Annotated in this window: 24 protein-coding genes; 1 reads left to right on the top strand and 23 read right to left on the bottom strand. The window is 30.3% G+C overall.

What is annotated here, in order from left to right:
• Position 1 precedes the first annotated feature (1 nt).
• The 7 genes from HYG85_RS19925 to spoIIIAA form a co-directional block, all read right to left on the bottom strand.
• Positions 2 to 604: a stage III sporulation protein AG gene (locus HYG85_RS19925; protein ID WP_212691133.1), complete on the bottom strand. Its 603-nt coding sequence runs from the start codon at positions 602 to 604 to the stop codon at positions 2 to 4.
• A 46-nt stretch (positions 605 to 650) separates the two neighbouring features.
• Positions 651 to 1,268 carry a stage III sporulation protein AF gene (locus HYG85_RS19920; RefSeq protein WP_212691132.1) on the bottom strand — a complete coding sequence of 206 codons (618 nt, stop codon included), beginning with the start codon at positions 1,266 to 1,268 and terminating at the stop codon, positions 651 to 653.
• Positions 1,269 to 1,295: 27 nt separating this feature from the next.
• Positions 1,296 to 2,456, bottom strand: a complete 1,161-nt coding sequence (locus HYG85_RS19915; protein ID WP_212691131.1) for a stage III sporulation protein AE — start codon at positions 2,454 to 2,456, stop codon at positions 1,296 to 1,298.
• Between the two features lie 48 nt (positions 2,457 to 2,504).
• Positions 2,505 to 2,891 (bottom strand): stage III sporulation protein AD, encoded by a 387-nt coding sequence (gene spoIIIAD / locus HYG85_RS19910; protein WP_113675647.1) that lies wholly within the window; start codon positions 2,889 to 2,891, stop codon positions 2,505 to 2,507.
• A 75-nt stretch (positions 2,892 to 2,966) separates the two neighbouring features.
• Entirely contained in the window at positions 2,967 to 3,161 is a 195-nt protein-coding gene (gene spoIIIAC / locus HYG85_RS19905) for a stage III sporulation protein AC (protein WP_113675648.1), read from the bottom strand.
• A 43-nt stretch (positions 3,162 to 3,204) separates the two neighbouring features.
• Positions 3,205 to 3,726: a stage III sporulation protein AB gene (locus HYG85_RS19900; protein WP_113675649.1), complete on the bottom strand. Its 522-nt coding sequence runs from the start codon at positions 3,724 to 3,726 to the stop codon at positions 3,205 to 3,207.
• A gap of 17 nt (positions 3,727 to 3,743) precedes the next feature.
• A complete protein-coding gene (gene spoIIIAA, locus HYG85_RS19895) occupies positions 3,744 to 4,700 on the bottom strand; it encodes a stage III sporulation protein AA (protein ID WP_244971229.1) in 957 nt (318 codons plus the stop codon).
• A 152-nt stretch (positions 4,701 to 4,852) separates the two neighbouring features.
• Between spoIIIAA and HYG85_RS19890 the strand changes: the two genes are divergently transcribed.
• A complete protein-coding gene (locus HYG85_RS19890) occupies positions 4,853 to 5,974 on the top strand; it encodes a YibE/F family protein (RefSeq protein ID WP_212691129.1) in 1,122 nt (373 codons plus the stop codon).
• An 88-nt stretch (positions 5,975 to 6,062) separates the two neighbouring features.
• Here the strand turns inward: HYG85_RS19890 and HYG85_RS19885 are convergent, their stop codons facing one another.
• From HYG85_RS19885 to HYG85_RS19810, 16 genes are all read right to left on the bottom strand, one after another.
• Positions 6,063 to 6,671 carry an HD-GYP domain-containing protein gene (locus tag HYG85_RS19885; protein WP_330619154.1) on the bottom strand — a complete coding sequence of 203 codons (609 nt, stop codon included), beginning with the start codon at positions 6,669 to 6,671 and terminating at the stop codon, positions 6,063 to 6,065.
• 480 nt (positions 6,672 to 7,151) lie between these two features.
• Complete coding sequence (gene efp, locus HYG85_RS19880) at positions 7,152 to 7,709, bottom strand: elongation factor P (protein WP_113671231.1); 558 nt, start codon at positions 7,707 to 7,709, stop codon at positions 7,152 to 7,154.
• A gap of 150 nt (positions 7,710 to 7,859) precedes the next feature.
• Positions 7,860 to 8,927 carry a M24 family metallopeptidase gene (locus HYG85_RS19875; protein ID WP_212691128.1) on the bottom strand — a complete coding sequence of 356 codons (1,068 nt, stop codon included), beginning with the start codon at positions 8,925 to 8,927 and terminating at the stop codon, positions 7,860 to 7,862.
• Positions 8,928 to 8,971: 44 nt separating this feature from the next.
• The gene (aroQ, locus tag HYG85_RS19870) at positions 8,972 to 9,403 is read right to left on the bottom strand and encodes a type II 3-dehydroquinate dehydratase (RefSeq protein WP_212691127.1); all 432 of its coding nucleotides are present in this window, start codon (positions 9,401 to 9,403) and stop codon (positions 8,972 to 8,974) included.
• A 17-nt stretch (positions 9,404 to 9,420) separates the two neighbouring features.
• Positions 9,421 to 9,924: a shikimate kinase gene (locus HYG85_RS19865; protein WP_193774327.1), complete on the bottom strand. Its 504-nt coding sequence runs from the start codon at positions 9,922 to 9,924 to the stop codon at positions 9,421 to 9,423.
• Between the two features lie 13 nt (positions 9,925 to 9,937).
• A complete protein-coding gene (gene aroE, locus HYG85_RS19860) occupies positions 9,938 to 10,801 on the bottom strand; it encodes a shikimate dehydrogenase (RefSeq protein ID WP_212691126.1) in 864 nt (287 codons plus the stop codon).
• Positions 10,785 to 11,303, bottom strand: a complete 519-nt coding sequence (locus HYG85_RS19855; protein ID WP_113671236.1) for a YqeG family HAD IIIA-type phosphatase — start codon at positions 11,301 to 11,303, stop codon at positions 10,785 to 10,787. The genes aroE and HYG85_RS19855 overlap by 17 nt, the downstream gene beginning before the upstream one ends.
• A gap of 177 nt (positions 11,304 to 11,480) precedes the next feature.
• Complete coding sequence (locus HYG85_RS19850; RefSeq protein WP_212691125.1) at positions 11,481 to 11,948, bottom strand: type II secretion system protein; 468 nt, start codon at positions 11,946 to 11,948, stop codon at positions 11,481 to 11,483.
• A gap of 27 nt (positions 11,949 to 11,975) precedes the next feature.
• The gene (locus HYG85_RS19845) at positions 11,976 to 12,539 is read right to left on the bottom strand and encodes a cysteine hydrolase family protein (protein WP_212691124.1); all 564 of its coding nucleotides are present in this window, start codon (positions 12,537 to 12,539) and stop codon (positions 11,976 to 11,978) included.
• Positions 12,540 to 12,557: 18 nt separating this feature from the next.
• Positions 12,558 to 13,010 (bottom strand): hypothetical protein, encoded by a 453-nt coding sequence (locus HYG85_RS19840; RefSeq protein WP_212691123.1) that lies wholly within the window; start codon positions 13,008 to 13,010, stop codon positions 12,558 to 12,560.
• Between the two features lie 543 nt (positions 13,011 to 13,553).
• Positions 13,554 to 13,760, bottom strand: coding sequence for a hypothetical protein (locus tag HYG85_RS19835; protein WP_212691122.1), 207 nt, complete (start codon positions 13,758 to 13,760; stop codon positions 13,554 to 13,556).
• Positions 13,761 to 14,105: 345 nt separating this feature from the next.
• Positions 14,106 to 19,025: a DNA repair ATPase gene (locus HYG85_RS19830; protein ID WP_244971228.1), complete on the bottom strand. Its 4,920-nt coding sequence runs from the start codon at positions 19,023 to 19,025 to the stop codon at positions 14,106 to 14,108.
• A gap of 11 nt (positions 19,026 to 19,036) precedes the next feature.
• Complete coding sequence (locus HYG85_RS19825; protein ID WP_212691120.1) at positions 19,037 to 21,055, bottom strand: flotillin family protein; 2,019 nt, start codon at positions 21,053 to 21,055, stop codon at positions 19,037 to 19,039.
• Positions 21,056 to 21,135: 80 nt separating this feature from the next.
• A complete protein-coding gene (locus HYG85_RS19820; RefSeq protein ID WP_212691119.1) occupies positions 21,136 to 21,741 on the bottom strand; it encodes an OB-fold-containig protein in 606 nt (201 codons plus the stop codon).
• Positions 21,742 to 22,125: 384 nt separating this feature from the next.
• A complete protein-coding gene (locus HYG85_RS19815; RefSeq protein WP_212691118.1) occupies positions 22,126 to 22,566 on the bottom strand; it encodes a hypothetical protein in 441 nt (146 codons plus the stop codon).
• Between the two features lie 162 nt (positions 22,567 to 22,728).
• Positions 22,729 to 23,520, bottom strand: a complete 792-nt coding sequence (locus tag HYG85_RS19810) for a class I SAM-dependent methyltransferase (RefSeq protein ID WP_212691117.1) — start codon at positions 23,518 to 23,520, stop codon at positions 22,729 to 22,731.
• Between the last annotated feature and the right edge of the window lie 16 nt (positions 23,521 to 23,536).

Raw genomic sequence — 23,536 nt, 5'->3', positions numbered from 1 at the left:
ATTATTCCCCCTTATTTTGAACCATTTTCATTACTTCTATTTTATGCATAGGAACGTCTAATAATACTTTAGCCGCATTAATTAAGTTTTTTTTAACAAGTATATCATCACCGCCTTCAGCTATTATTACAACGCCACTAATCTCTGGTTCAAGCTCTTTTAATATGATTGGTTTAGTAGAACCATCGGAGTTATTAATAAGTACAGTGGCTTCTCTAGAATCTGTTTGTATATTTTGTCTTGTTCCACCTTCGCTATCTACTTCATCGGATTGTGTTTGTGAATTAGGGGTATCTTTATTTATAATTATTTCACCGCTTGTTTTTAACATGATTATTACTTCAACTTTACCCACTCCATCAATATTAGCAAATTCCTTCTCAAGTCTTTTTTCAAGTTTTTCTTCATACGTTTGGGGATCACTTGCCTTATATGTATTAGGTGCGATGATACTATTATCTACCTTGGTATTATTGCTTGGTTTTATAAGATTTTTTGAAAATAATAAAAGCAATAATCCTGTCAAAAACATAATGAAGAGAAAGCTTATTCTTTTTTTATCTTTTTCGGTCTTATTACCTTTTGTAAAAAAATCCAATTTCATCTTTATCCTCCTGTGCTTCTAGGTTAAAAACAAAGTGTAAAAACAGTTAACATGTCTCTATAGTAATATGTATATTATTAGAGGACAATTTATAGAAGTTTTTAATTATTTTTTTTATTTTTTTTTCTAATAGAATATCTTCAGATGATCTTAATTCCCTATTATCATTAGATTCTCCTATGATAATTTTTTCTATTTCCACTCTATCTATCTGAGAATCTTTTTTTTCGATATATTCACTGTTCACTGTGAGATTTATTTCTTTGATAGTACCGTAGTTTTCATTTTTGATATCTTCTTCAATCTCTACTGAAGCTTTGGTTATAGAGATTTTTTCAGCTTCCAACAGTCCTTTTACATGATTGATTATCTTATCTTTATAAATTTTCAAGGTTATCTCATTTTGGACATTTGCGTATTTATTTTCAGTTTCCTGAGTATCGGTATAATTAATTTTAAATTGATTCTTGATAACATCATAATTGAATTGTTCCAGTATCCCATTATATTTGATTATTGGGTTAATTATTATAATCATCAAGATAATTCCAGAAAACAATCGAAAATATTTTTTCATATTGCCACCAGGTATGAGATATTCCAATATCTTGGCTAATAATAAAAATATAACTATGTTTTTTATAAAACTATAGAATGCTTCCATATCTTCATTCCTTCATTGAATAATATTTTATCTTATGTAGGCTGTAATACTTGTTGCATTCAAGATTATTGTTATTGTGATTATAAATAAAAAAGCGGTAATAATAACTATTCCAAGGAGTATAAAACATATATCCCCAACATTGGATAAACAATTGACTATACGTTTATCGGATATTGGTTGGATTATGGCAGATGCAAATTTATATAATAAAGTCACAACAAGTATTTTTATTATTGGTATCAGGCATATCACAATGATGATTATCAATGCTACTATACCTATTCCATTTTTTATTAAGACTGCACACCCTAGAACTGTATCAGCTACACCGCTTAATGTAGTACCAACAAATGGGATGGCAGATACTGCAACTTTGACAGATTTATTAGCTATACCATCTATGACTGGTGTTGTAAAACTCTGCATGGTAAGAACTGCCGCAAAAACGATAACAAGTACCTTGATTCCCCAATTAACTATGTTTTTGAATAGTTCCACCATCTTGGATAGAATACTTTCTTCTGTAATGCTGTTAATTATCTCAAGAACTATAATTATATATACAAAAGGTACTACATATTTTAGAATAATGTTTTCTACTACGCCTATTATGATTAGCATTATCTGACTGTAGAGAAAAGTTGAAGTATAATTCCCCGACAAAGCAGTAGCAGCAAATAAGCTGGGTATCAAAGTTTTAATAAAGGTCTGTAGATTAGATATTACTTGAAGTGCTATAGTATTCAATATATTGTACGATTTCAATATTATGGTTGACATCAATAGAAAAACAACAAAATAGCCAACTTCGCCTACATATTTATTATTAAAAGCAGTAGTAAAATTAGTGAATACTGCTGCTATCAAGGCAATGGCAATAAGTTCTATTATCAATTTTATATTTCCTTTTACTTCTATGAAGATATTATCTAACACTAATCCAAACATATCATTGAAGTTAAGGTCCAAATCTCCGCTAATAACTTTGTTCAATGTTTCCCTGAAGTCAATCTTAAGCCCCTCTTCATTACTGAGTATTTCATCCACCGCTGATTGAATATCATCATACTCAATAACTTTTTCCTGCTCTGCTAATATACTATCTAGTTCTGATGAAGCAAACACACTTATAGATGATAATTTTAAAGCTATAACTATTATCAATAACCATCTAATTCTTCTCATAGTATTCTCCTAATTCATTTAAAACTGATTGACCGTGTATGCAGCAATCTATATTAAGATATTAGTTATCATATTAATGATTGATAGTATTACGGGCATGGATATAATTAATATCATTATTTTTCCTGCCATCTCAATTTTACTTGCTATCGCTTGCTGCCCAGCGTCTTTACATAATTGGGCACCAAATTCTGTTATGAAGGCAATTCCCAGTATTTGCAGTAGTATCTTTATATATATATCATTTATATTGATTAAACCTGTAATCCTAGATATCAGATCCAGTATTACTCCTAACTTGTCAATAATAATAAAGAAAATAACTATACTAGCTGCAATACCTATATAAATACCAAATTCAGCATTACTTTTTTTTAGTACAACTATTAATATTGTTGATACAATACCGATAATGACAACTTGTACAGCTTCCATCAAAACATTCCTTTCAGATTTTCCCTATATACATTAAATCTCTATAAATCCATTTCAATAAGTTCAATGTATTTTCTATAGTTGAAACAACGTCTGTATTTTTTCAAACAGTTCACTTATATATTCCACAATCCAATAAAGGACAACAACTAATCCTGCTAGTGTAGTTAACATAGCTTGTTCATCTTTTCCTGCTTTCTTTAATAATTGGTTGAGGACTGCAACCACGATTCCAACTGCAGCTATTTTAAAAACAATAGATATATCCATTATTACCCTCCCCTCAGAATAAGGCACGTCAAATTATCTTTTGCTATATGAAAAGTACAATGACCAATATACCTCCAAGAACTCCAAGGCTTCTATACAGTTTATTGTATTTGGCATCATCTTCCATAGTAACTTTTATTTCTTCATTTATTTGCTCTAGAAGCAGATTGATGTTATTATTTTGCATCTCTTTATCTAGATAGCCTATATTTTCACTGAAGATCATAATATTTTTAATATCTGTAGGGTTCAAATAAGTCCTTTTCAATATTTCTTCAGCTTTTTTCTTCCATACTTCTGTCAATGATTTTCCTGAATTGAGTTTTAGTTCTTCTGATATGGATTTAAAAAAATCAGCTATCTCATGGTCAAATCTTTTACTGATATCTTCTAAGGCTTCTGGCATTGGAGATAATGAGTAATTGATTTCACCTCTTAACAGGATCAGCGCTTTTTTCAATATTCTAAGGTCATTGCTTCTTCTTATGTAACTTTTACTATAATAAAAACCTAAAAGTGAAGATGATATAAGTATTAGAGTAGCACCTAATATTTTTACAACCATGAAATAACCCCCTTTACTTAATTATCAACAACAATACTTATCATTTTGCCCTGCTTATCATATATCTTCTTTACATCACCAACTCCATTTTTACTTTCTAAGACAATAAAACGTTCAATTATATTCTTATCTATCAATTTTTCCAGTATAGGTTTATTCTTGACTTCAACCAGTGATGAGCCATGTACAGTACATATCATCTTACAACCTGCATTGATAACAAAATCTATGGCTTCTATATCTTCACTGCTCCCTATTTCATCTACAGCAATGACTTCTGGAGACATTGATCTTATAAGCATGAGCATACCTTCAGTTTTTGGACATCCGTCAAGTATATCTGTTCTGATTCCTACATCATTTTGTGGTATACCTCTATAACAACCTCCTATTTCAGATCTTTCATCAACTACACCTATGGTTATTCCTGTCTTATCACTTACACCATCTGAGAGCTGTCTTACTATATCTCTCAATAATGTCGTCTTGCCACATCTAGGAGGAGATATTATTAGAGTATGATATATTCTATTTTCTTGAAATATGTAGGGCATAACTTTGTTGGCACAGCCTTTTATTTCATGTGAAATCCTGATATTTATGCAAGTTATGTTTTTTATAGTCTTTACCCTATTGTTCTCTACTACTACCTTTCCTGCCAATCCCACACGATGCCCTCCGTCAACGGTTATATATCCATTTCGCAGCTCGTCCTCAAAGGCATATAGGGAATAGTTGCTTATGAATTCCATAGTATCCTTTAAATCTTTTTCAGTTATGATATAAGCTCTTTTGCTGCTTGTTACTAACTTGTCTTGGTTTAAAAAGTATTCTTTATTATCTATTCTTATAATAAGAGGTTTATTAACTCTTAATCTGATTTCCTGCAATAAGTCTAACTGCTCTTTCTTTAATGATCCAAACCATCCTCTAAGATTAGTTGTTAATATTTTTTCAACAGTTTCTTTTTTCATCACTTGTCCACCTTTCTTAAAACAATATATGCCTGTACCAACTTTTTTATGATAAGAATTTTGTTTAATCATAAACAAAATTAATATCTCATATATTGTATAAATCAAAGTAACTATCAACAACTCACTACCAGATAAGGAGCAAATATGTTATGAGAATAATCTATTTATTGATCTTATGTTTTTTTATAATAAAACCTATTGATGTTAATTGTACTGAAGAGATAAGTTATGAGTGGAAGTACATACATGGAAAAGTCATATCCGTCATAGAGGATACTGTTGATGAAGAAAATTGTATGAGATATCAAAAATTACTGGTAAAGTTAACAGAACGAGACCTTACTGGTGAAGCAGAGATTGAAAACGTGATTAATACGGCTTCAATTTATAAAATTGTTGTCAAACCAGGAGATGAAATTATTATTGTATGTAATCAGACAGGGGATACCATAGAAAATGGGAGAGTATATTCTTATGCTCGTGACAAGTATCTAATTTACCTTTTATTAGTTTTTATGGGTGCCTTATTACTCTTTGGAGGTAAAAATGGATTCTACTCTATTATAAGCTTGACCATATGTGTTTCATTGATACTTTTTGGCTTCTTCCCGTTAATAATGAAATCATATAATCCAATTATAGTGGTTAGTGTTATAAGTGTCATATCCACTTTAATTACATTATCTGTTATTGGTGGTCTCAATATTAAAACATATGCAGCTATTATTGGTACTATAGGTGGTGTGATTACCTCAGGTTTGTTAACATTTTATTTTGGAGCTCTAACACATATTCAAGGTATTGGTGATGAAGATGTTGAATTATTATCATATTTCACCGAAGGATATAATCTTAATTTTCGAGATCTGTTATATGCTGGAATCATTATAGGGGCTCTTGGAGCCATTATGGACGTTAGTATGTCAATTGCTTCTTCTATGGGAGAGCTTTATGAGAGTAATCCTAGAATAGGTAAAGATAAACTTTTTACGGCAGGTATGCGAATCGGTAAAGATATAATGGGAACCATGTCCAACACACTTATATTAGCTTATGCCGGTAATTCTATAAGCATGATTTTAGTATTTTTCTTGTATAACAGGTCATTAGTACAATTTATTAATTCTGATCAGATAGCTGGAGAGATATTAAGAGCACTTTGTGGCAGTATTGGCTTGATATTCAGCATTCCAATAACTTCTATAGCCTTTATATCCATCAGCAAAAAACGGAATAATTATGTTAAACCAAAGGCAGTTTATAGAAAATAATTGAATTAATAATTTAAATAGGGGCTGTCGGATAATACATTTTTAACATCAATATCAAAAAATGTATTATCCGATAGCCCCTTTTATTTTATAAGCTTTTTGCCCATTTGTTCCATAAGCTTTCAATGATATTTACTAAACATGGGTCAAATTGTATCCCTTTATTGGATTCAACTTCTTTCTTGCATTCATCCCAAGATAAACTTTTTTTGTATGGTCTTTCAGAAATCATGGCGTCTATTGAGTCACTTATTGCAATTATTCTTGATGCTAATGGTATTTCCTTTTCTTTTAAACCTTCTGGATATCCTTTTCCATCCCATCTTTCATGGTGATACAGCACTATGATAGCTATATCTTTAAGATTTTTTGATTTCATCAATATGTCATATCCCATTCTACTATGATTTTTTACAATATTATATTCATGTGGTTGTAATTTACTTGGTTTATTGAGTATATTATCAGGAATACCTATCTTTCCTATATCGTGTAGATGACCGGCAAGATGCAAGTCTTCCAATTCTTTTTTACTAAGCCCATATTTTTTTCCTATATCATATGCCATATGTGCAACCCTATCAGAATGACCACTTGTATATGTATCTTTTGCTTCTAGTGCTCCTGTTAAACATTCTATAATATCATGATAACGATGGAATCTTTTATGTCTTAATCTATCAAAAATATCAATCACTTCTTTCTAATTGGTCTAATAACATATAAGAGATATAAATACTTGTCCAAATAAACTTATTATATAACGTTTTCTGCATGTAAGGAATATAATTGATAATGATTAACAATTTCAATAATAGTATAGTTTATATTGTTAAATATGTCAATAAATACCATATTTTAAGCTTTATAAGTAAGTCAGAAAAAATGTTTTGTTCGGACTTGGCTTTTGCAAAATAGTATATGTATATGTTACGCCAGCTACTTGCTCGTCCTGAGCAAAAAGCTGGGTTCGGCGTCCTGCCTCACTACTCCACATATACATATACTATTTTGCACGAGTAATGTTCAATATAATCACAAAACACTTTTTCTTCTAACGTGGAATTAACTATTGGCTATATGGTAATTTTTATTTTTTATTAAGAAAAACTAACAAGTGTGTGTAAAGAGCAAAAAAATAAAAGCCTAATGGCTTTTATCTATATTTCAAGTGATATTATGCTCTTGATAAGTATTCACCTGTTCTTGTATCGATTTTTATTTTGTCTCCGATGTTAACAAATAATGGAACGTTAACACTGGCACCAGTTTCAACTTCTGCTGGTTTAGTTGCTCCAGTAGCTGTATCACCTTTTACTCCTGGTTCTGTATGAATTATCTCTAACTCTACAAATAGTGGTGGTTCGATTCCGAAAACTTCTCCTTCATGGCTTAGGATTTTTACCATGTCATTTTCTTTAACGAATTTTAATGTATCACCTATTTGATCGCTATTAATTGCGATTTGGTCATATGTTTCACTATCCATGAAATGGAATAAATCGCCATCACTATATAAGTATTGCATATCCTTCTTTTCAATATGCGCTTTTGGCATTTTTTCAGTAGGTCTAAATGTTTTTTCAATAACTGAACCTGTTTTTAGGTTTTTAAGCTTAGTTCTAACGAATGCTGCTCCTTTTCCAGGTTTTACGTGTTGAAATTCAATAACAGTGTATATTTGATTTTCATATTGAATTGTTAGACCATTTCTAAAATCTCCAGCTGATACCATATATAATTTCCTCCCTAACTTTTATCTTTTATAGTGTAAACTAATACGGAATTTTTTTCAATAGTTTTATAACAAATATTAAGATTAATCCACAAAAACTCTGTTGTGGAATATACCTATATAACTTATTATAGATAGTATAGAGTATAATTATACTACTTCAATTAATTGTTTTGGTGATGATACGAAGTTAATTATTCCATCTTTGGTTACACATACTAAGTCTTCTATTCTTACACCACCAAATCCAGGTACGTATATTCCTGGCTCTACAGTGACTACCATATTTTCTGTAAATACATTTTCATCACTGTATGAGAATCTTGGTTCTTCATGTATGAATAATCCTACACTATGACCTAATCCATGACCGAAGTTATCTCCATAACCTTTATCAGTTATAATATCACGAGCAATTTTATCTATATCTTTACCTACACATCCAGCTTTTACAGCTTCTAGAGCTTTTAACTGAGCTTCAAGTACTATATTGTAGATTTCTTTTTGTTTTTCACTGGCTTTGCCTACAACAAAAGTTCTTGTCATATCAGAGCAATAACCTTTGTAGATACAACCAAAATCAAGTGTTACAAAATCACCTTCTTCAATCTTTTTGTCTGAAGGTTCAGCATGAGGTTTTGATGAATTAAGTCCTGAAGCGACGATAGTATCAAATGATAAGTTTTCAGCTCCATTTTTCTTCATGCAAGTTTCAATTTCTAATGCTACTTCTTTTTCTGTAACTCCTGGTTTAACAAATTTTAGAATATGTTCATAAGCAAGATCACCAATGGAAGCAGCTTTCTGAATACATCTTAATTCTTCTTCGTCTTTGATCATCCTAATTTTTTCTACAGTATCGCCGATAGGTAATAGTTCTACATTTTTTAACCCTTTTTCATATGTAATATATTCCTTATAGGATATAGTTTCATCTTCAAATCCTATTGTTTTTGCCTTATCTTTGTCTATGATGTCATTCAATATCTCTAATAATCCGCTTTTAGTGTAATCTATTATGTCAAAGTCAGGACTCTGTTTATTGGCTTGTTCAGTGTACCTGAAATCTGTTAAAAGTTTTTTAGTGTTTTTTGATATGTATAGGTATGCATTAGAACCTGTAAATCCGCTAAGATATCTTCTGTTGTAACTGTCTCTGATAAGTACTGCATCGATTTGTAAGTCATCTAAGCTGTTTTCTAATTTTTGTAATCTCATTCTTATCTTCCTTTCTATTTTTTTTGCTATGTTATCTCTATAGTCTATAGTGATACTATCTTTTCTAGTGCAATAATATAACCATCAAGACCTTTTCCATATATTTGCTGTACACATACTGGTTCAATTACCGATACATGGCGAAATTCTTCTCTCTCATATATATTGGAAATATGTATCTCTATGGTTTTTATATTAACTGATGCTATGGCATCTCTTATAGCGTAACTATAGTGTGTATAGGCTCCTGGATTAATGACTATACCATCTATTTTATCAAAATAGCATTGTTGAATCTTATCAATAATCTCTCCTTCTGAGTTAGACTGAAATACATCCACTTCAATACTTAATGAATCAGCAGTCTCTTTAATCATCTCTACCAAACCATTGTAGTCTTTACTGCCGTATACACTTTTCTCTCTAATCCCAAGAAAATTAAGATTAGGACCGTTAATAACTGTAATTTTCTTCATAGTATCATCCTTCTTAATTATAATAGTGTAATTATCTCTTCAGCAATACTTTCCACACCTTTACCAGAAGTCTGTATAATAATATCTGCTGAACTGAGATATTTGTCTTCTCTGGATTCTAACATCTCTGATACTTTTGTTGCATAATCTTCTGTCTGTAATAAAGGTCTAGTATCATCATTTTTTACATTATTAAGGATGTGTTCAACATCTGCATGCAAAAAAATTACTTTACCTATTTTTTTTAACAGCTCTCTATTATTTTCTCTTAGTACTATACCTCCACCAGTTGATATAATACAATTATTCTTATTCACCAATGTTTCCAATAATTTTGATTCAAGATTACGGAAATATTCTTCACCATCATTATTAAATATATCTTTAATACTTCTATTTTCTTCTTTTTCAATTTCTGTATCAGTATCTATGAAATCTCTGTTCAGTATTTTAGATAGTTCTTTTCCTACTACAGATTTACCACTGCCCATAAAACCTACTAATAAAATATTTTCTTCCATTGATACACTCCTTTTATCCATATTGATTGATCAAATCAGTCATAACTTCTTTTAATATCTCTTCTGGAATACTGATATCATTCCAAATTTCATATGCTTTGACACCTTGATAGAATAACATTTGAAAACCATTCAATATTTTCATTCCATTTCGTTCTGCTTCTTCTAGAAATTTAGTCTTACTTGGATTATAAATCAAATCTACGGCTATACGAAATTTTTTATAGAAATCATCATTTTTTACTGGATTATCATGCACATTTGGAGACATTCCTATAGGTGTTGTCTGAATAGCAATATCAAAAGGTGATATTTTATGAATTTCATCTAATCCTAGTGCTTCAGTTTCAACATCATAATATTGTCTTATATTATTAGCAAGTATTTCGCCTTTTATAACAGTTCTATTGATAATAGTTATTTTTTTACATTTTTCTCTAGCACAAAGCATTCCTACAGCTTTAGCAGCTCCTCCTGCTCCTATTATAACGATTTTACTATTTTCCAGCTGTATGGAATTATTTATTAGAGATACATTAAGTCCTTCTGCATCTGTGTTATAACCAACATATCCACTCTCAGTGTACTTCAATGTATTGACTGCTCCTATTTGTTTAGCAAGGGGAGTGACCTCTATCAGATTATCCATTACTTGCTCCTTATATGGAACAGTTACGTTGAGTCCTTGTATGTCAAGTGCTCTAGCACCTTCTATTGCCTTATCCAACATACCTTCATCAACTTTAAAAGGCACATATACATAATTCATATTTAATTTTGTCGCCAAAAGATTATGGATACTAGGTGAAATAGTATGTTCTATAGGATTGCCAATCAATCCTAATACTTTGGTGTTTCCATTAATGTTTTGATTCATTCTTTTTTACCCTCTTTAAGTAAGCTTTTATGATTTTCTTTTCAGTGTTTCTTTTTATTTTAGTTATCCATTCTTCTTTTTCTGCAATAGGTACAACTAATATTGTCTTGATCTTTATTCGATTACCACCATAGATGTCAGTAAATATTTGATCTCCTACTAAAACTGTATTTTTTTTGTTGGTCTTAATTGCCTGCATGGCTCTTTTAAGATTTCTAGTCATTGGTTTTAACGCCTTATGAACAGCAAATACCTTTAACTTTTCGTTAAATGTAGTAACTCTGATTTTGTTGTTATTGGAGACCAATGCTATTTTGAAACCAATCTTTTTTATATCCTCAAATAAGTCTATTATCTCTTGATTAGGATGTTCCATATCATATGGAACAAGTGTATTATCTATATCAAATAATATTCCTCTATAACCTTCATCATACAATTTTCTATAATTAATTTGTCTAATTGAATCAGTATACTCTGATGGAAAGAATCTCTCTAACAATTATATCACCCTTAAGTTTAATTGATTTTTAGTGTTATATCATTTTGATTATAACAATATAAATATCACAATACAAGTTTTTTAATAATAATCAGTAGTCCAATGTATATATATATTGACCTTAAGCTACTTATATAGCAAGAAAAGTGTGCAAATAGCACACATAGTCCTTTTTTTCTAATCGTATTTATTTGGATACAATTGTAAATCTTTTGTATCGTCACCATTATCAGCATAGACATATACGTTATTATTATCTATACTGATACTAAAATGAGTATAACCACCTTTTTTCATTTTTATTATAGGTAATTGATTTATCTTAAAATCTTTGAATTCATTTATTAATTCATTAATAAATTTGTCATCTATATCCTCTGAATTTACAACAACTTCTTTATTAATGTTTAACTTCTCTATGGAATAATTTTTGAATTCATCATTGCTTTTAATTATATTTTCAGCTGCATTTCCTAACAGTGTTGCATTAGATATATCTGTATCTCTTTTTAATTTATCTATCTTACGAATCTGTCTAGGAACAAAAATAGCGATAAGTACAGTCAATATAACTATCACGACTGCTACTTCTACATAAAAATAAGTACTTTTATTCTTTAGATAATTAACCATTCGTTTCTTCATGTGTAATGTCCTCCATTAAAAAGAATGTTAACTTTTTAGTAATTCATTACTTGTTACAATCTTAGCTCCTAAAGTATTCTTAAAATGATTAAGTGCAAACCCATGTCCTTCATCTGTTAATCCACAACAACAATCATCAATCACAGTGATTTTATATCCAAGATTATATGCATCAATAGCTGTATGCAGAACACATATGTCTGTACACACTCCCATTAATACTAGTTCTTTGATATCCTGTTGTCTTAAAACCAAGTCTAATCTGGTTCCATTGAATGAAGAATACATCACCTTTGATATATTATATGTCTTTTCAGGTTTTATTTTCATGAATACGTCTTTATCAATAGCTAATTCACTTCCTTTTTTATCACAATGTAATGGAAACAACTTAGCTTCAGGTGAAAACTTGTAACTATTTTCCTCATGGTCATCATTGCAGATATACAATAAATCTTCATCTTTTTTTATTTTATCAATAACTTTTATTATATTATCTTTTATAGCTTGCCCACGCTTACTCAAAGATAAAACTCCTTTATCATCAATAAAATCATATACGTAATCTATTAATAAGTAAGCTGTATTCATTAGCATTTCCTCCTTATACTATTCTTCTACTAGTGATATTTTAAATTCTTCAGATTTTCTTCCTAATTCATTATTATATACCACTACCCATAAATATCCAAGACCATCTGAAAATTCTTCTTGTTTTAATATGAACTCTGCTTTATCATCCTCTATAGACCCTGAATTCACTAGCTGTTGATATTCACTATTGTCACTTCCTGATGGAACAAAATATACTTCTGCATCTGTTGAATTACCATCTACTGATGCTGTTAATTTGGTATTGTTATAAATAGTTATAAAACCCGATTCATCTTCTAATAATCTATTTCCTGACTCATCTTCAAATACTATGTTTTCTATATCTGGGGGTTGCTCTTCCAGTAATTCTTTGTATAGTGTCATATATTTATCGTTATTATTAGATGAACATGCTGTCAACGATAATACCATAGTTCCTAAGATAACTATTTTTTTTAATGTGTTCATGTACTCTCCTCCTAATAATTCTCATACATTCCTTAATAACCTATATAATTCTTTAACCTTATATGTAATTAATTAAACTCCCAGTATGCTTCAGATTATATTATCAAGTACTTAATAAATATAGTTTAGCCAGTTATTACTAATTTTAATAGTAACTTCATAATTATTGTAATGGATAATATAACACATTTTATAATAATATAGCAGTTGTGTCAAATTATGGATTGTAATTTGTATATTCAATTACTGTTTTCGTCAATTAATAGAATGAATTATCTTAATTATTGTTTTATTTAATTTTATTTTGTTAACTGCTTAGACTCCTATATTATAATACATTTTCCAATTTTTGTAAAATAAAATAGTAATACATCATGTTATCCGTAGGGAGTTTAAGTTGTTAGGAAAGTTCTTTAACGTATATGAGATATGGTTTTATTTCATATACTTAATAGAACTTTCATATAAGATAAAAAAAGGTCATTTTATGACCTTTTGAAGGAGTTATTTATTTAGAAATATTGACTAAAAATTACTACAAATCTAATAATTTTTTGATTCTTTAAATTTAAGTAACTTTTTTATATTTGATATAGAGTCTACCATCTTATCTTCTGGAACATTCTCTTTTAGTTTATTGATAATAACTTCGGCATATAGTTCAGTTAATATCTTGTTTATATTTTTTTTGCAATCATTTTCTTTATTGTCAGGGAATTTCATTATGATTTTGATATCTTTTTTGTTCAAAGAAATACTCCTTGTTTTTATGTGTTAATAAATATATATGTGGTAGATAGGGAACTAATTAATAAAAGATAATGGAAAGTGGCTGACAGTCGTGTAGATAGTATATGGGAATATTTCGTCAGCCCATTAAACGTCCATGTTTAAAAGGCTGAGTTCGCCGTCCTAGCTCACTGCTATATATTCCCATATACTATCTACACTCTGTAGTTCACATTATATAATATTTAATTTGCTGTATTATAAAATAAAGTGGGGTTGTCGTATAATACATTTTTAGTAACATCCCCAAAATGTATCTGACAACCCCTTCTTCTGATGAATCTTATTTTAATATACTAACTTAGTTTATTTTATACTTGCAGATAAGATATCTTTAATCATTTCTATGTTGTCTGTAAGATTACTTAAAACGCTTACTGCTTGACCTAATTTGTCATCGCCTTTTATAAGTTTATTCTTGAGGAATATAGATTTTATTTCATCAAGACGTTTTTGTTCTTCGCTATTCAGGCAGCCGACTATTTCTTTCCACTTGAGCATATTAGCTTCGGCATCAGAGGTTAGTGTTTGGGAATCATTTTCGTAGCTTGCTAGTATTTGATGATTTAATTCTTCGTCATTCATTATAGGCACAATCTTTTCTGCTATTTTATTCATGTTTCTATAAGAACCTTGAAGTTTGAAAGGTGGTTCATTTCTATATTCATCAGCCATAGCTGCAGAATAAATGTATTCCATGTTAACTTTTAGAACTACATCTCTGACTCTAAATAGTTTTTCTATGACACTAGTGTACTCATTAAGTTCATCTATTGAATAATTGTTCTCAAGATTCACAGTTTCTCTTTCAGCTCCGTTAGCCATTTCGATAAGACCATATATATCTTTTTGGCTCCTGCTTGTGAGTTTACTAAGTACAGGATTAGAGGTTAAGCTGTTTTCAATATAACTAAGCTTGAAGGCTTCTTCATTCTCCCTAAGCATATCTCCAAGATTATACACGTCCGCTCTATTTGATAGCATATCTGGTATCTTGAATTTCTCGCCGCTTTCAGTATAAGGATTACCAGCCATTACCACAGCTACTTTCTTACCTCTTAGATCATATGTTTGCCCATTACCATTATATACTCCTTCAATCTTTCTTTGTCCATCACACAATGATATGAATTTCTGTAAGAATTCTGGATTACAGTGTTGGATATCATCAACATATATCATTACATTATTTCCCATCTTAAGTGCAAGATTGAGTTTTTTAAGTTCATCTCTGGCGCTAGTATTATTTGCTTTTCCTGGATCTAATGATGTTACATCGTTACCAAGGGAAGGACCATTAACTTTAACGAGTATAATACCAAGTCTACTTGCTATATACTCCATCAAAGTAGTTTTACCATAGCCTGGTGGAGATACTAATAATAGCATACCCATTAGGTCAGTCCTTTTATTTTCTCCTATAACACCAATCTGCTTAGCAAGATTATCTCCAATGAGAGGTAAATATACTTTATCAATAAGCTTATTCCTAACAAAAGATGAAAGAACTTTTGGCTTGAATTCATCAAGATTGAGTTCTGTTTTAAATTCCTTGATAAGTTCCTTCTTGATATCTTGGAATTTGATATAGTCATTTACAGTAACTTCACTATAGTATTTTAATTTGTTCATGAACCTAGTATAGGCTAATTTGTATGTTCCTTCGTTAATTACATAGTGGCTACCAACTAATTCACTTATGGTTATCTTGGAATCCATATTTATAACTCTACCTAAGTTAGCATCGTTCTCAATTAATAGAACAATTACTTCATCAATTAACCCTGCCAATTCATCCTTATCTATATCTTCAAATCCATTAGTCTCTGTTCCATAGGCATTAACCCATTCTTTGATTAGATAAAAAAGCCCTTCTATGTCATCTTTACTGTTTTTGACAGATAGTTCAAAAGTTTCTAGAGCATTTTTATCTCTTAGATAACCAACAAAGCCTTCATACATTTTTTTAGCTTCCCTGCTGACTACGAAATCTTTATTTTTCATAATTTCCTTACAGAGATATTCAGCTGCATCAGGAATATTCTTGCTATCAAACAGCACTACATTGTTATAGGTATTTTCAAGTTTTTCTACTATATAAGGTATATAGCTTTCCAAATTAGGTGATGTATTAAAATATTCACTGACTTTAGCTAACTCTCTTAACCTGGATGTCAATAATTTTTTCGTATCAGCATCTATTAACCTATTCCAAAACAATCTAGCTGAAGCTCTAACCTGGCTACTATATATTAGCAAGTCTATATTCTGATTAAGTTCAAGTAATGCTTTTAATATCTTAGCTGCATCACTATCATGTACCCCTTTGGTATAGCCTTCTTGATATCTTGGTTCCATATATTTTTGAACAATTTCCACCAGTTGAGTTTCAGACTTTGAGTATAGCACATCCAAACTTTCAAACTGTTTAGTACTTGCTGCTCTAAACACCAAATAAGCAAGGTATTCACCTCTATAAACATCTCTGCTTTCTGATACAATACTCTGTGAAAAAACATGTTCATATCTACTTATATCATCATGAACGACTTTATCCCAAAAATCAGTACCTGTTATATGATAATATAATTCATCATCTTTTTGTACAATAGATAAATCAATGGCTTTTGTATTAACTGAAAAATGATGTTGTCCTAATTTTATGACATTATCACCGTTGACATATAGTTCTTCTTTATCCTTAAGTTGACGGATAGCATCTTCTTTCAATTTTTTCAGCCTCGAGCTAATCTCATCTGCCTTGACATTGTCTCCTAATTCTCTTAGCTGAGAAATGATATCTCTAACCTTCTCAGCCATAATGTCAGTAGCAAGATATCCATTAATCTTTTCTACTGAATCATAACTACCTAGTCTATTGGTTATTCCCTTTATTATACGCTCCGAAGAGTTAACCAATCCAAGGATACGTTTATTCAACTTATCTATCAATGCCTGTTTCTTGCTCTCGAAAGCAGTATATAACTCTTCTCGTTTTTCACCAAGTTTATCTATATACTCATCAAATTCAGCGAATTTACCTTCTAATTCTTGTATCTGGACCATAACTTTATTGAGGTATTGGTCACATTTTTCTACTGTGTCAGAAACATCTAGATAATTGACTACAGCTTGACTAAGTAATTTCATTTGTGAATTGAATTGAGTAGTCATTTCACTTTTCGTGAATTGCTCCACTCTGGTTTTTAATCTTGCCTTAGTATTATTGATTAAAGAAAATAGGGATGAAATTTTATCAATGATTTCTGTAGTCATAGTTGGGTCTTCAATCTTAAAATTACTTACAATATCTATCAAAAGTTCTAATTCAGCACAGGTTTCATCTATTTTTTCCCAAAGTTCTTTTCCCTCTTTTGATTTGTTAACCTTATCAACGCTATCTTGTAATTCTTGTACTTTATCAGCATAAGGTTTAAGACCTTTAGGCTTAATTATGAATTCAACACATTTTTTTGAGAATTCCTCATTCTTCTCTTTAACTTTCCCGTCTAATGAATCAACGAATTGTATATCTGTATATCTTAGGTCCCTTAGTGAAACAATCTTGCCACGAAGATTTCGTATGTCAGCTAATACCTTCACATATTCATTTATACTATCAAACGTACCATATTCCAGTTTCTTGAGAAGTTCTTCTGCTTCATCTGAAACACTGCTTATTTGCTTCTTTGTAGCTTTTTTGATTCTTACTACTTTCTCAAATTCACCAATGGCAAATGTTGAGGTCTCTTTTATAGATATAAGTACTTCTTTTAAGTTATATACCTCTTTTTTATCAAGCCAGAAGTAAGAATCTATTAATTGCTCTGATTCTTTTACAATATCAATATATATACTCTGATAGCTCTCGCCTTTTTGAATGAGTTTATATACTATCTTACATTCAGCCATACAGTTTACAATATCCTTATTGCCGATATTAAATAAGATAGAGTCATTTTTACTCTCACTTACATAATTTTTCCCAACATAAGGCGTTTGCCATATCTGTATCATATGATTCTTTCTAGGCTCTTCTTCATTTTTGAATACTATCATCTCACCATTATTAAAATGTGAGTATCCACTACAGACAATAGGTGTATCTATTGTCTGTTCAATTATGTTATATGAATATACTAAATATATACCACTATCAATGTTATAAAAGATATACTGATAATCCTCTCCGTTAGATGAGCTAATCATCTGATCAAAAACTGAATTATCCGCTGGTACATCAAATACTTTATATTCACCATTTTGAAGATAGTAACCCTGAGGGAATATAAGACCATGGTTACCTGGCAGGAGCATACATGTATCTTTTATGGAATCAATTCTTACAACATTCTTCAACTTATTATTGAATATGAAATACCTGTAATCATTCTCCTTGTATGGCTTAATCTTAAGTATTATTATCTGGTCTAAATCTGCATAAAATATCTCAGCATCATCAAGGTTCTGGTCTTTATCCTCAACATCTTCAGAATATATCCCTTTACCTGTTTCTGTATTATCTTCTACTTTTATTGTCAAGTCTCCACCTATAGTTTCTACAAAAACTTTATCAAGAATTGAGACATGTGGATGTATACCTGTTCTTTGATCATCTCTTGATGCTTTGACAAACTTGAATTCGTTTTTACCTATGAATTTAACTTCATGGTCACTTCTACAATCTACATATGTTAATCTTCCATCTTCTATCAGCCATTTGAATACTTTGATGTCTGTAGCATTTTTTCCTGTCTGGAAAACCATATAGAAGTATGGTTCAATTATAGTGAATTTAGCAAAAAACGTATTCTTATAATACTTGTACAGCTCATCAAAATCTCTTAGAAACTGATCATCATTAATTAATTCGAGTGTCTGTTTTTGGAATGTACGATCTTTATATTGATAAATAGAAAATACATCACTAAGTTCCACCTTGGATTTCAATCCGATATGAACATTGTAACCAAAGATAAAGAAGTCATCCACTGGCGCCATATCTCTAGGTATACAATTATTCTCGGTTATAATACGTTCGCTTCCAAGAAGCTTTGTTTCAATAGAACCAAAGACTTCTTTTCTAACGGAATTAAGTTTGTGGACACGTTCCTTTAAGTCATTACCTTGTTTTACAAGTCTGTTCTTAATAACTTCATATGTACCATTTTCCATATCGTTATTATCATTTTTAGTTTTTATATCTTTATTATCTTTAACATCCAATATCATCTACCTCATTTACGTGTAGTTTCCATCAATTTTGCTGGTAAGTCAGCAACTCCTGCCTTATTAACAGTATCTAATAGTTTACCTAACATTGTTTTGTCTTCACCATTAGCATTATTCATCATTTTATTAACAGCTCCAGCTATTGATAGATTCTTTAAATCTTCAGATGTTAAGTTAAATCTACCTACTAATTCTTGTAATTGTTTCTTAAAGTAATCTGGGTCTCCTGTTATAAATGTTTCTTTTATATCACTAAGCACTTCACTATTATCAACTAAACGGTCATATGATTTACCTCTTGTAATGGAACCAACAATTTTATCAAAGAACATAGTTTCTCCACCAACAATATCAATCTTAGCTGATTTGAGTGCTTCTGTAATAACAGCTGCTTGTGAACTTGCTATATCTTTTTGGATATTGATATCTGCAAGTGCAATTTCTTTTTCTTTTTCTAGTTTGAGTTTGAACTCTTCATGCTCTTTTCCTACTTCGTCTAATGCTTTCATGCTAGTAGCTTTTTCTTTGATTCCTTCTGCTTCTGCCAAATATTTTTTCTTCAAGATATCAGCTTCAACATTTCCTTCTTTTTCTTTTACATCAATCTTAGCAGTTTCACCTTTTGCCTGTGCTAAAGCTTTTGCTTCAATAACTTTTGCCTCAGCTATACCACTAGTTGATTCTTCAAGTACCTTAGCATCAACAATTACTTTTATTGATTCTGCTTCTTTTTGTGAAGCTTTTAATTTTGCGTCTGCATCAATGATTGTCTTTTCTGCAATTCTCTCAGCAGCTTGTTTTGACGCTTCTGCTGTCTTAACTTTTATAATGAGATCCTTCTCTGATTGTTCTTCTGCTTTTTTGATAGCTACAGTTTTATAACGATCAGCTTCAGCTATTGCACGTGTATCTTTAATCTTTTCTTCCTCAACTACCGTATCTTTCTCAACAGCTACTCTTTCTCTTATAACTGACTGGATATCTTTCTTCTGAACCTCTACCTCTTTTTCTTTTTCTATAGTAGCAAGTTCAACTAACTTTTCTTTCTCTGTTCTTTCCAGTAATCTTTTTCTATCTACTCTTTCTGTTTCAACAGCTTCTGTGCTTTCTTTTGCTTTCATGGCAACAATAACTTGTCGATCTTTATTTTGTTCAGCAACCTCTATCTCTTCTTCAGTTTTAACTCTAGCCATTTCTGACTTGAATCTCTCTTCTTGGGCTACTTTTTCAGCTTCTGCTGTCTCTCTAGAATTAATAATCGCTATTTCTCTTTTTTGCTTAGCTTCTGCTTCAGCATTTTGCTTCTCAAGCTCTAATATAGCCTCTCTTGCAGATACATCCTGTTGTTTTATAGTTTTTTGTTTATCTCTTTCTATTTGATTAGCTAAAATTCTTTGCTCTGAAGTGAGTTCAGTTATTTTCTTGATACCCTCTGAATCCAATATATTATTACTGTTCAAAAGCCCAACATCTGTTTGTTCTAGATAATCGATTGCCGCATCATCCATAACATAACCATTTAGATCTGTTCCAATAATCTGTAGAATTTCATTTTTGAAAGTCTCTCTTTCAGTATATAGTTGGACAAAATCAAATTTCTTACCAACTGTTTTTAAGGCTTCTGAAAACTTGGCATCAAAGAATTCCATCAAAGTTGTTGGATCAGATGCTTTTTGACAGCCTAATAACTGAGCAACTTTCAATACATCTTCACGCGTTTGATTGACCCTAACAAAAAAAGCAACTCTTATATCAGCTCTTAGATTGTCTTTACAAATCAAACCATCTTTTCCTTCTCTTGCTATTTCTACTCTTTTAACTGAGATATCCATTACTTCATATCTATGAATTATTGGTACTACGAAAATACCACCAAAACATACTATTGGACCACCAACACCATTTCTTACTATTACTTTTCCTTGTTCTACCTTGTGATAGAATCTTGAAAATAGTGCTAGTAATCCACCAACAACTATTACTACTACTCCTATAGTGGCTAATATAATTTGAACTGAATACATTTTAACACTCCTTATTTTTTACTGAGATATTTTCATTGTTGGAACTGAATTCCTTTTAATAGAATTGTAGATTTTATGATTTATAAATCTAACTTGACAATGTAATATATATCTTTATTTGTGTCTTTTCTGCTGACAAATGCAGCTTCATCCTTATTAAATGACTCTTCCTCATACTCGGATTTAACATTAATTATTATTGAAGCACCATCTCTTTTGATTTTAGCTTGACCTAGACGTCCATCTTTCACATCGCACATGAGTATGCATAGTTGTTCAAGTACTTGTTTGTCTTTGTTATCTTGCATATTGCTATACTTGAATATACCTTTTAGGGGAATGGTTTCATACTTTGTCAGGAATATACTGATTATCATGGCAGGTATTAGTAATATTCCATTCAACAGACCTCCTACTGCAACAAAAGGTAAGTAATATATCAACATTGATATAATCCAAAAATTCAGTATAAATATGCTTATAATTAACATAAAAGGCAATTCTCCTACATTTAGAAACGCTAAAATTGCATAGAATGGACCTGAATTATCAGCACCTATGTCGATATCAACATCCAGAAAGTCAAAATCAAATGCACCAATAATAACAATAATCCAGTACAACAATACTACTCCTAATAAAGCTGTAGGTATAATATTTACTCCCGTAACAGCATTTTTTAGCAACTCCGTTATAACAACCCCCTTACCTATAAAACTTGTAATCATTACCAAATTTTTTATTTTTTTACAACACATGCTCAATTTAAAATATTTAATAATATGTACGAGTAGAACTAAACACTAATAATATATATTATACATGTAATTTTATTACCAATTCTGTATATAGTCAAGATATAATAGTGAGTTAAAACTTTGTTTAACATATTATTATTGATATTAAATTATTGGAATTTTTGCATTAAGTTGGTTTTGATATCAATTCTCAAGTTGGTTTATTCATTGGAGACCTTACCTTCTATAAATAAGGATGATGTTTAATGATAAAATTTAAGCCTACCATTAAGGTAGGCTCGTACTAAAGTAAATCTAATTTATCTTTTTTTATTAATCCATATCAAAACATAATTCATATGGTTCTGCTAAATTTCCACCATCATAATCCACACGGACATATACATAATCATTTTCATCTACATTAGTTCTGTAATTGTCACTGCCATCACAATTAGATATTTTTGTTAATATATCCTCTGATGAATCGTAAACATAAAAATCTATGTCAATATCACTACTAGCTTTATCAAAATAAAGATCTATATCCATCTCTCCAGATGTAGTGGCAACAAGTTTAAAATAATCAGTATCATCATAACCATTTACGGTTCCATAAACATATGTATTACTTTCATAAACATTATATTTATCCGCAGTTGCCCTAGTGTCATTATTTTCATCTTCAATATATTCTCTAGTAGCCGCATTTGCAATCATGCCTTGTGATAAAATTAAACTTCCAGCTAATATTAAACCTAATATTTTTTTCATTCTATTATCCCCCTTAATTAAATCAACTTTAGTACAATGTATACAATACACTTATCACAATAAAAAGTCTGTCAAAAATTGTATGTAAAATTCGCAATTTTTGACACTTTTATATTATTGTTAATATTTAGTTTATTTTAATTATGTTTAATGTTTTTTTATCTATATTTTAATATGAACTATTCTATTATTAAAGTTTTTTTTGAAAAAAGGTATTAATATTAACAATCTAAGACCTTTCCATCTATTTTTATGGTAATCATAATAGTTCCATTCATCAACAAATTTTATTTTAGAGTCTATCTTCTCCATTTCTTTTCCTGATTTAATTCCCCACTTGAAGGTTGCACCAGTTTTATTAACTGTATCATGCTTTTTACCATTTTTAGCTATTAAAGGTGTCATCATTTCAAGTAACATATTAGCTCCAGAAAAATGATCCAGTAATTTATACATTAACTCCCTTATTTGCTGTTCTGTGAAATACATTAAAATTCCTTCTGCTATTATTAAGATTGGTCCTGTTTTATGTATATCATCAATCCATGTGAAATCAAAAACTGATTTACCTATCATCTTATGTCTATTAGTTTCTTCAAAAAATTTTCTCCTTAATCTTATTGGTTCAGGTAAATCAATATCATACCAGCATATTTGTCCATTATCAACTCTAAAATATCTGGTATCCAATCCACATCCAATATTAATAATTGTAGCATCCTGATATTTATTTATAAAAGTTCTCACTTCTCGGTCAAGTATTTCTGTTCTAACTGCCACTCCTGTCTGGGTCATCCATGAGCCTTCAAATTTTGTAAACTCATAATCTATCTGCTCCATCATTTCTAGCGCTTTATCATCAACTACTATAGGATTATCAATTTTTGATTCTGCAGCTCTTGCCCAAAGAGGAATAAGTAATGTTTCTGGCACATCTTTTAAATATTGCTTCATATTTTTTATCCTTCTC

The sequence above is a fragment of the Vallitalea guaymasensis genome, assembly GCF_018141425.1.
In the GTDB taxonomy this organism is placed as follows: Bacteria; Bacillota; Clostridia; order Lachnospirales; family Vallitaleaceae; genus Vallitalea; species Vallitalea guaymasensis.
Note: the sequence above shows the minus strand (reverse complement) of the source record. Positions and strands in the feature narration are given on the sequence as shown.

What these genes read in the sequence shown, in the direction of transcription:
- HYG85_RS19925 (WP_212691133.1), bottom strand. Translation starts at nt 604, where the DNA reads ATGAAATTGGATTTTTTTACAAAAGGTAATAAGACCGAAAAAGATAAA.
- HYG85_RS19920 (WP_212691132.1), bottom strand. Translation starts at nt 1,268, where the DNA reads ATGGAAGCATTCTATAGTTTTATAAAAAACATAGTTATATTTTTATTA.
- HYG85_RS19915 (WP_212691131.1), bottom strand. Translation starts at nt 2,456, where the DNA reads ATGAGAAGAATTAGATGGTTATTGATAATAGTTATAGCTTTAAAATTA.
- spoIIIAD (WP_113675647.1), bottom strand. Translation starts at nt 2,891, where the DNA reads ATGGAAGCTGTACAAGTTGTCATTATCGGTATTGTATCAACAATATTA.
- spoIIIAC (WP_113675648.1), bottom strand. Translation starts at nt 3,161, where the DNA reads ATGGATATATCTATTGTTTTTAAAATAGCTGCAGTTGGAATCGTGGTT.
- HYG85_RS19900 (WP_113675649.1), bottom strand. Translation starts at nt 3,726, where the DNA reads ATGGTTGTAAAAATATTAGGTGCTACTCTAATACTTATATCATCTTCA.
- spoIIIAA (WP_244971229.1), bottom strand. Translation starts at nt 4,700, where the DNA reads ATGAAAAAAGAAACTGTTGAAAAAATATTAACAACTAATCTTAGAGGA.
- HYG85_RS19890 (WP_212691129.1), top strand. Translation starts at nt 4,853, where the DNA reads ATGAGAATAATCTATTTATTGATCTTATGTTTTTTTATAATAAAACCT.
- efp (WP_113671231.1), bottom strand. Translation starts at nt 7,709, where the DNA reads ATGGTATCAGCTGGAGATTTTAGAAATGGTCTAACAATTCAATATGAA.
- HYG85_RS19875 (WP_212691128.1), bottom strand. Translation starts at nt 8,927, where the DNA reads ATGAGATTACAAAAATTAGAAAACAGCTTAGATGACTTACAAATCGAT.
- aroQ (WP_212691127.1), bottom strand. Translation starts at nt 9,403, where the DNA reads ATGAAGAAAATTACAGTTATTAACGGTCCTAATCTTAATTTTCTTGGG.
- HYG85_RS19865 (WP_193774327.1), bottom strand. Translation starts at nt 9,924, where the DNA reads ATGGAAGAAAATATTTTATTAGTAGGTTTTATGGGCAGTGGTAAATCT.
- aroE (WP_212691126.1), bottom strand. Translation starts at nt 10,801, where the DNA reads ATGAATCAAAACATTAATGGAAACACCAAAGTATTAGGATTGATTGGC.
- HYG85_RS19850 (WP_212691125.1), bottom strand. Translation starts at nt 11,948, where the DNA reads ATGAAGAAACGAATGGTTAATTATCTAAAGAATAAAAGTACTTATTTT.
- HYG85_RS19845 (WP_212691124.1), bottom strand. Translation starts at nt 12,539, where the DNA reads ATGAATACAGCTTACTTATTAATAGATTACGTATATGATTTTATTGAT.
- HYG85_RS19840 (WP_212691123.1), bottom strand. Translation starts at nt 13,010, where the DNA reads ATGAACACATTAAAAAAAATAGTTATCTTAGGAACTATGGTATTATCG.
- HYG85_RS19825 (WP_212691120.1), bottom strand. Translation starts at nt 21,055, where the DNA reads ATGTATTCAGTTCAAATTATATTAGCCACTATAGGAGTAGTAGTAATA.
- HYG85_RS19815 (WP_212691118.1), bottom strand. Translation starts at nt 22,566, where the DNA reads ATGAAAAAAATATTAGGTTTAATATTAGCTGGAAGTTTAATTTTATCA.
- HYG85_RS19810 (WP_212691117.1), bottom strand. Translation starts at nt 23,520, where the DNA reads ATGAAGCAATATTTAAAAGATGTGCCAGAAACATTACTTATTCCTCTT.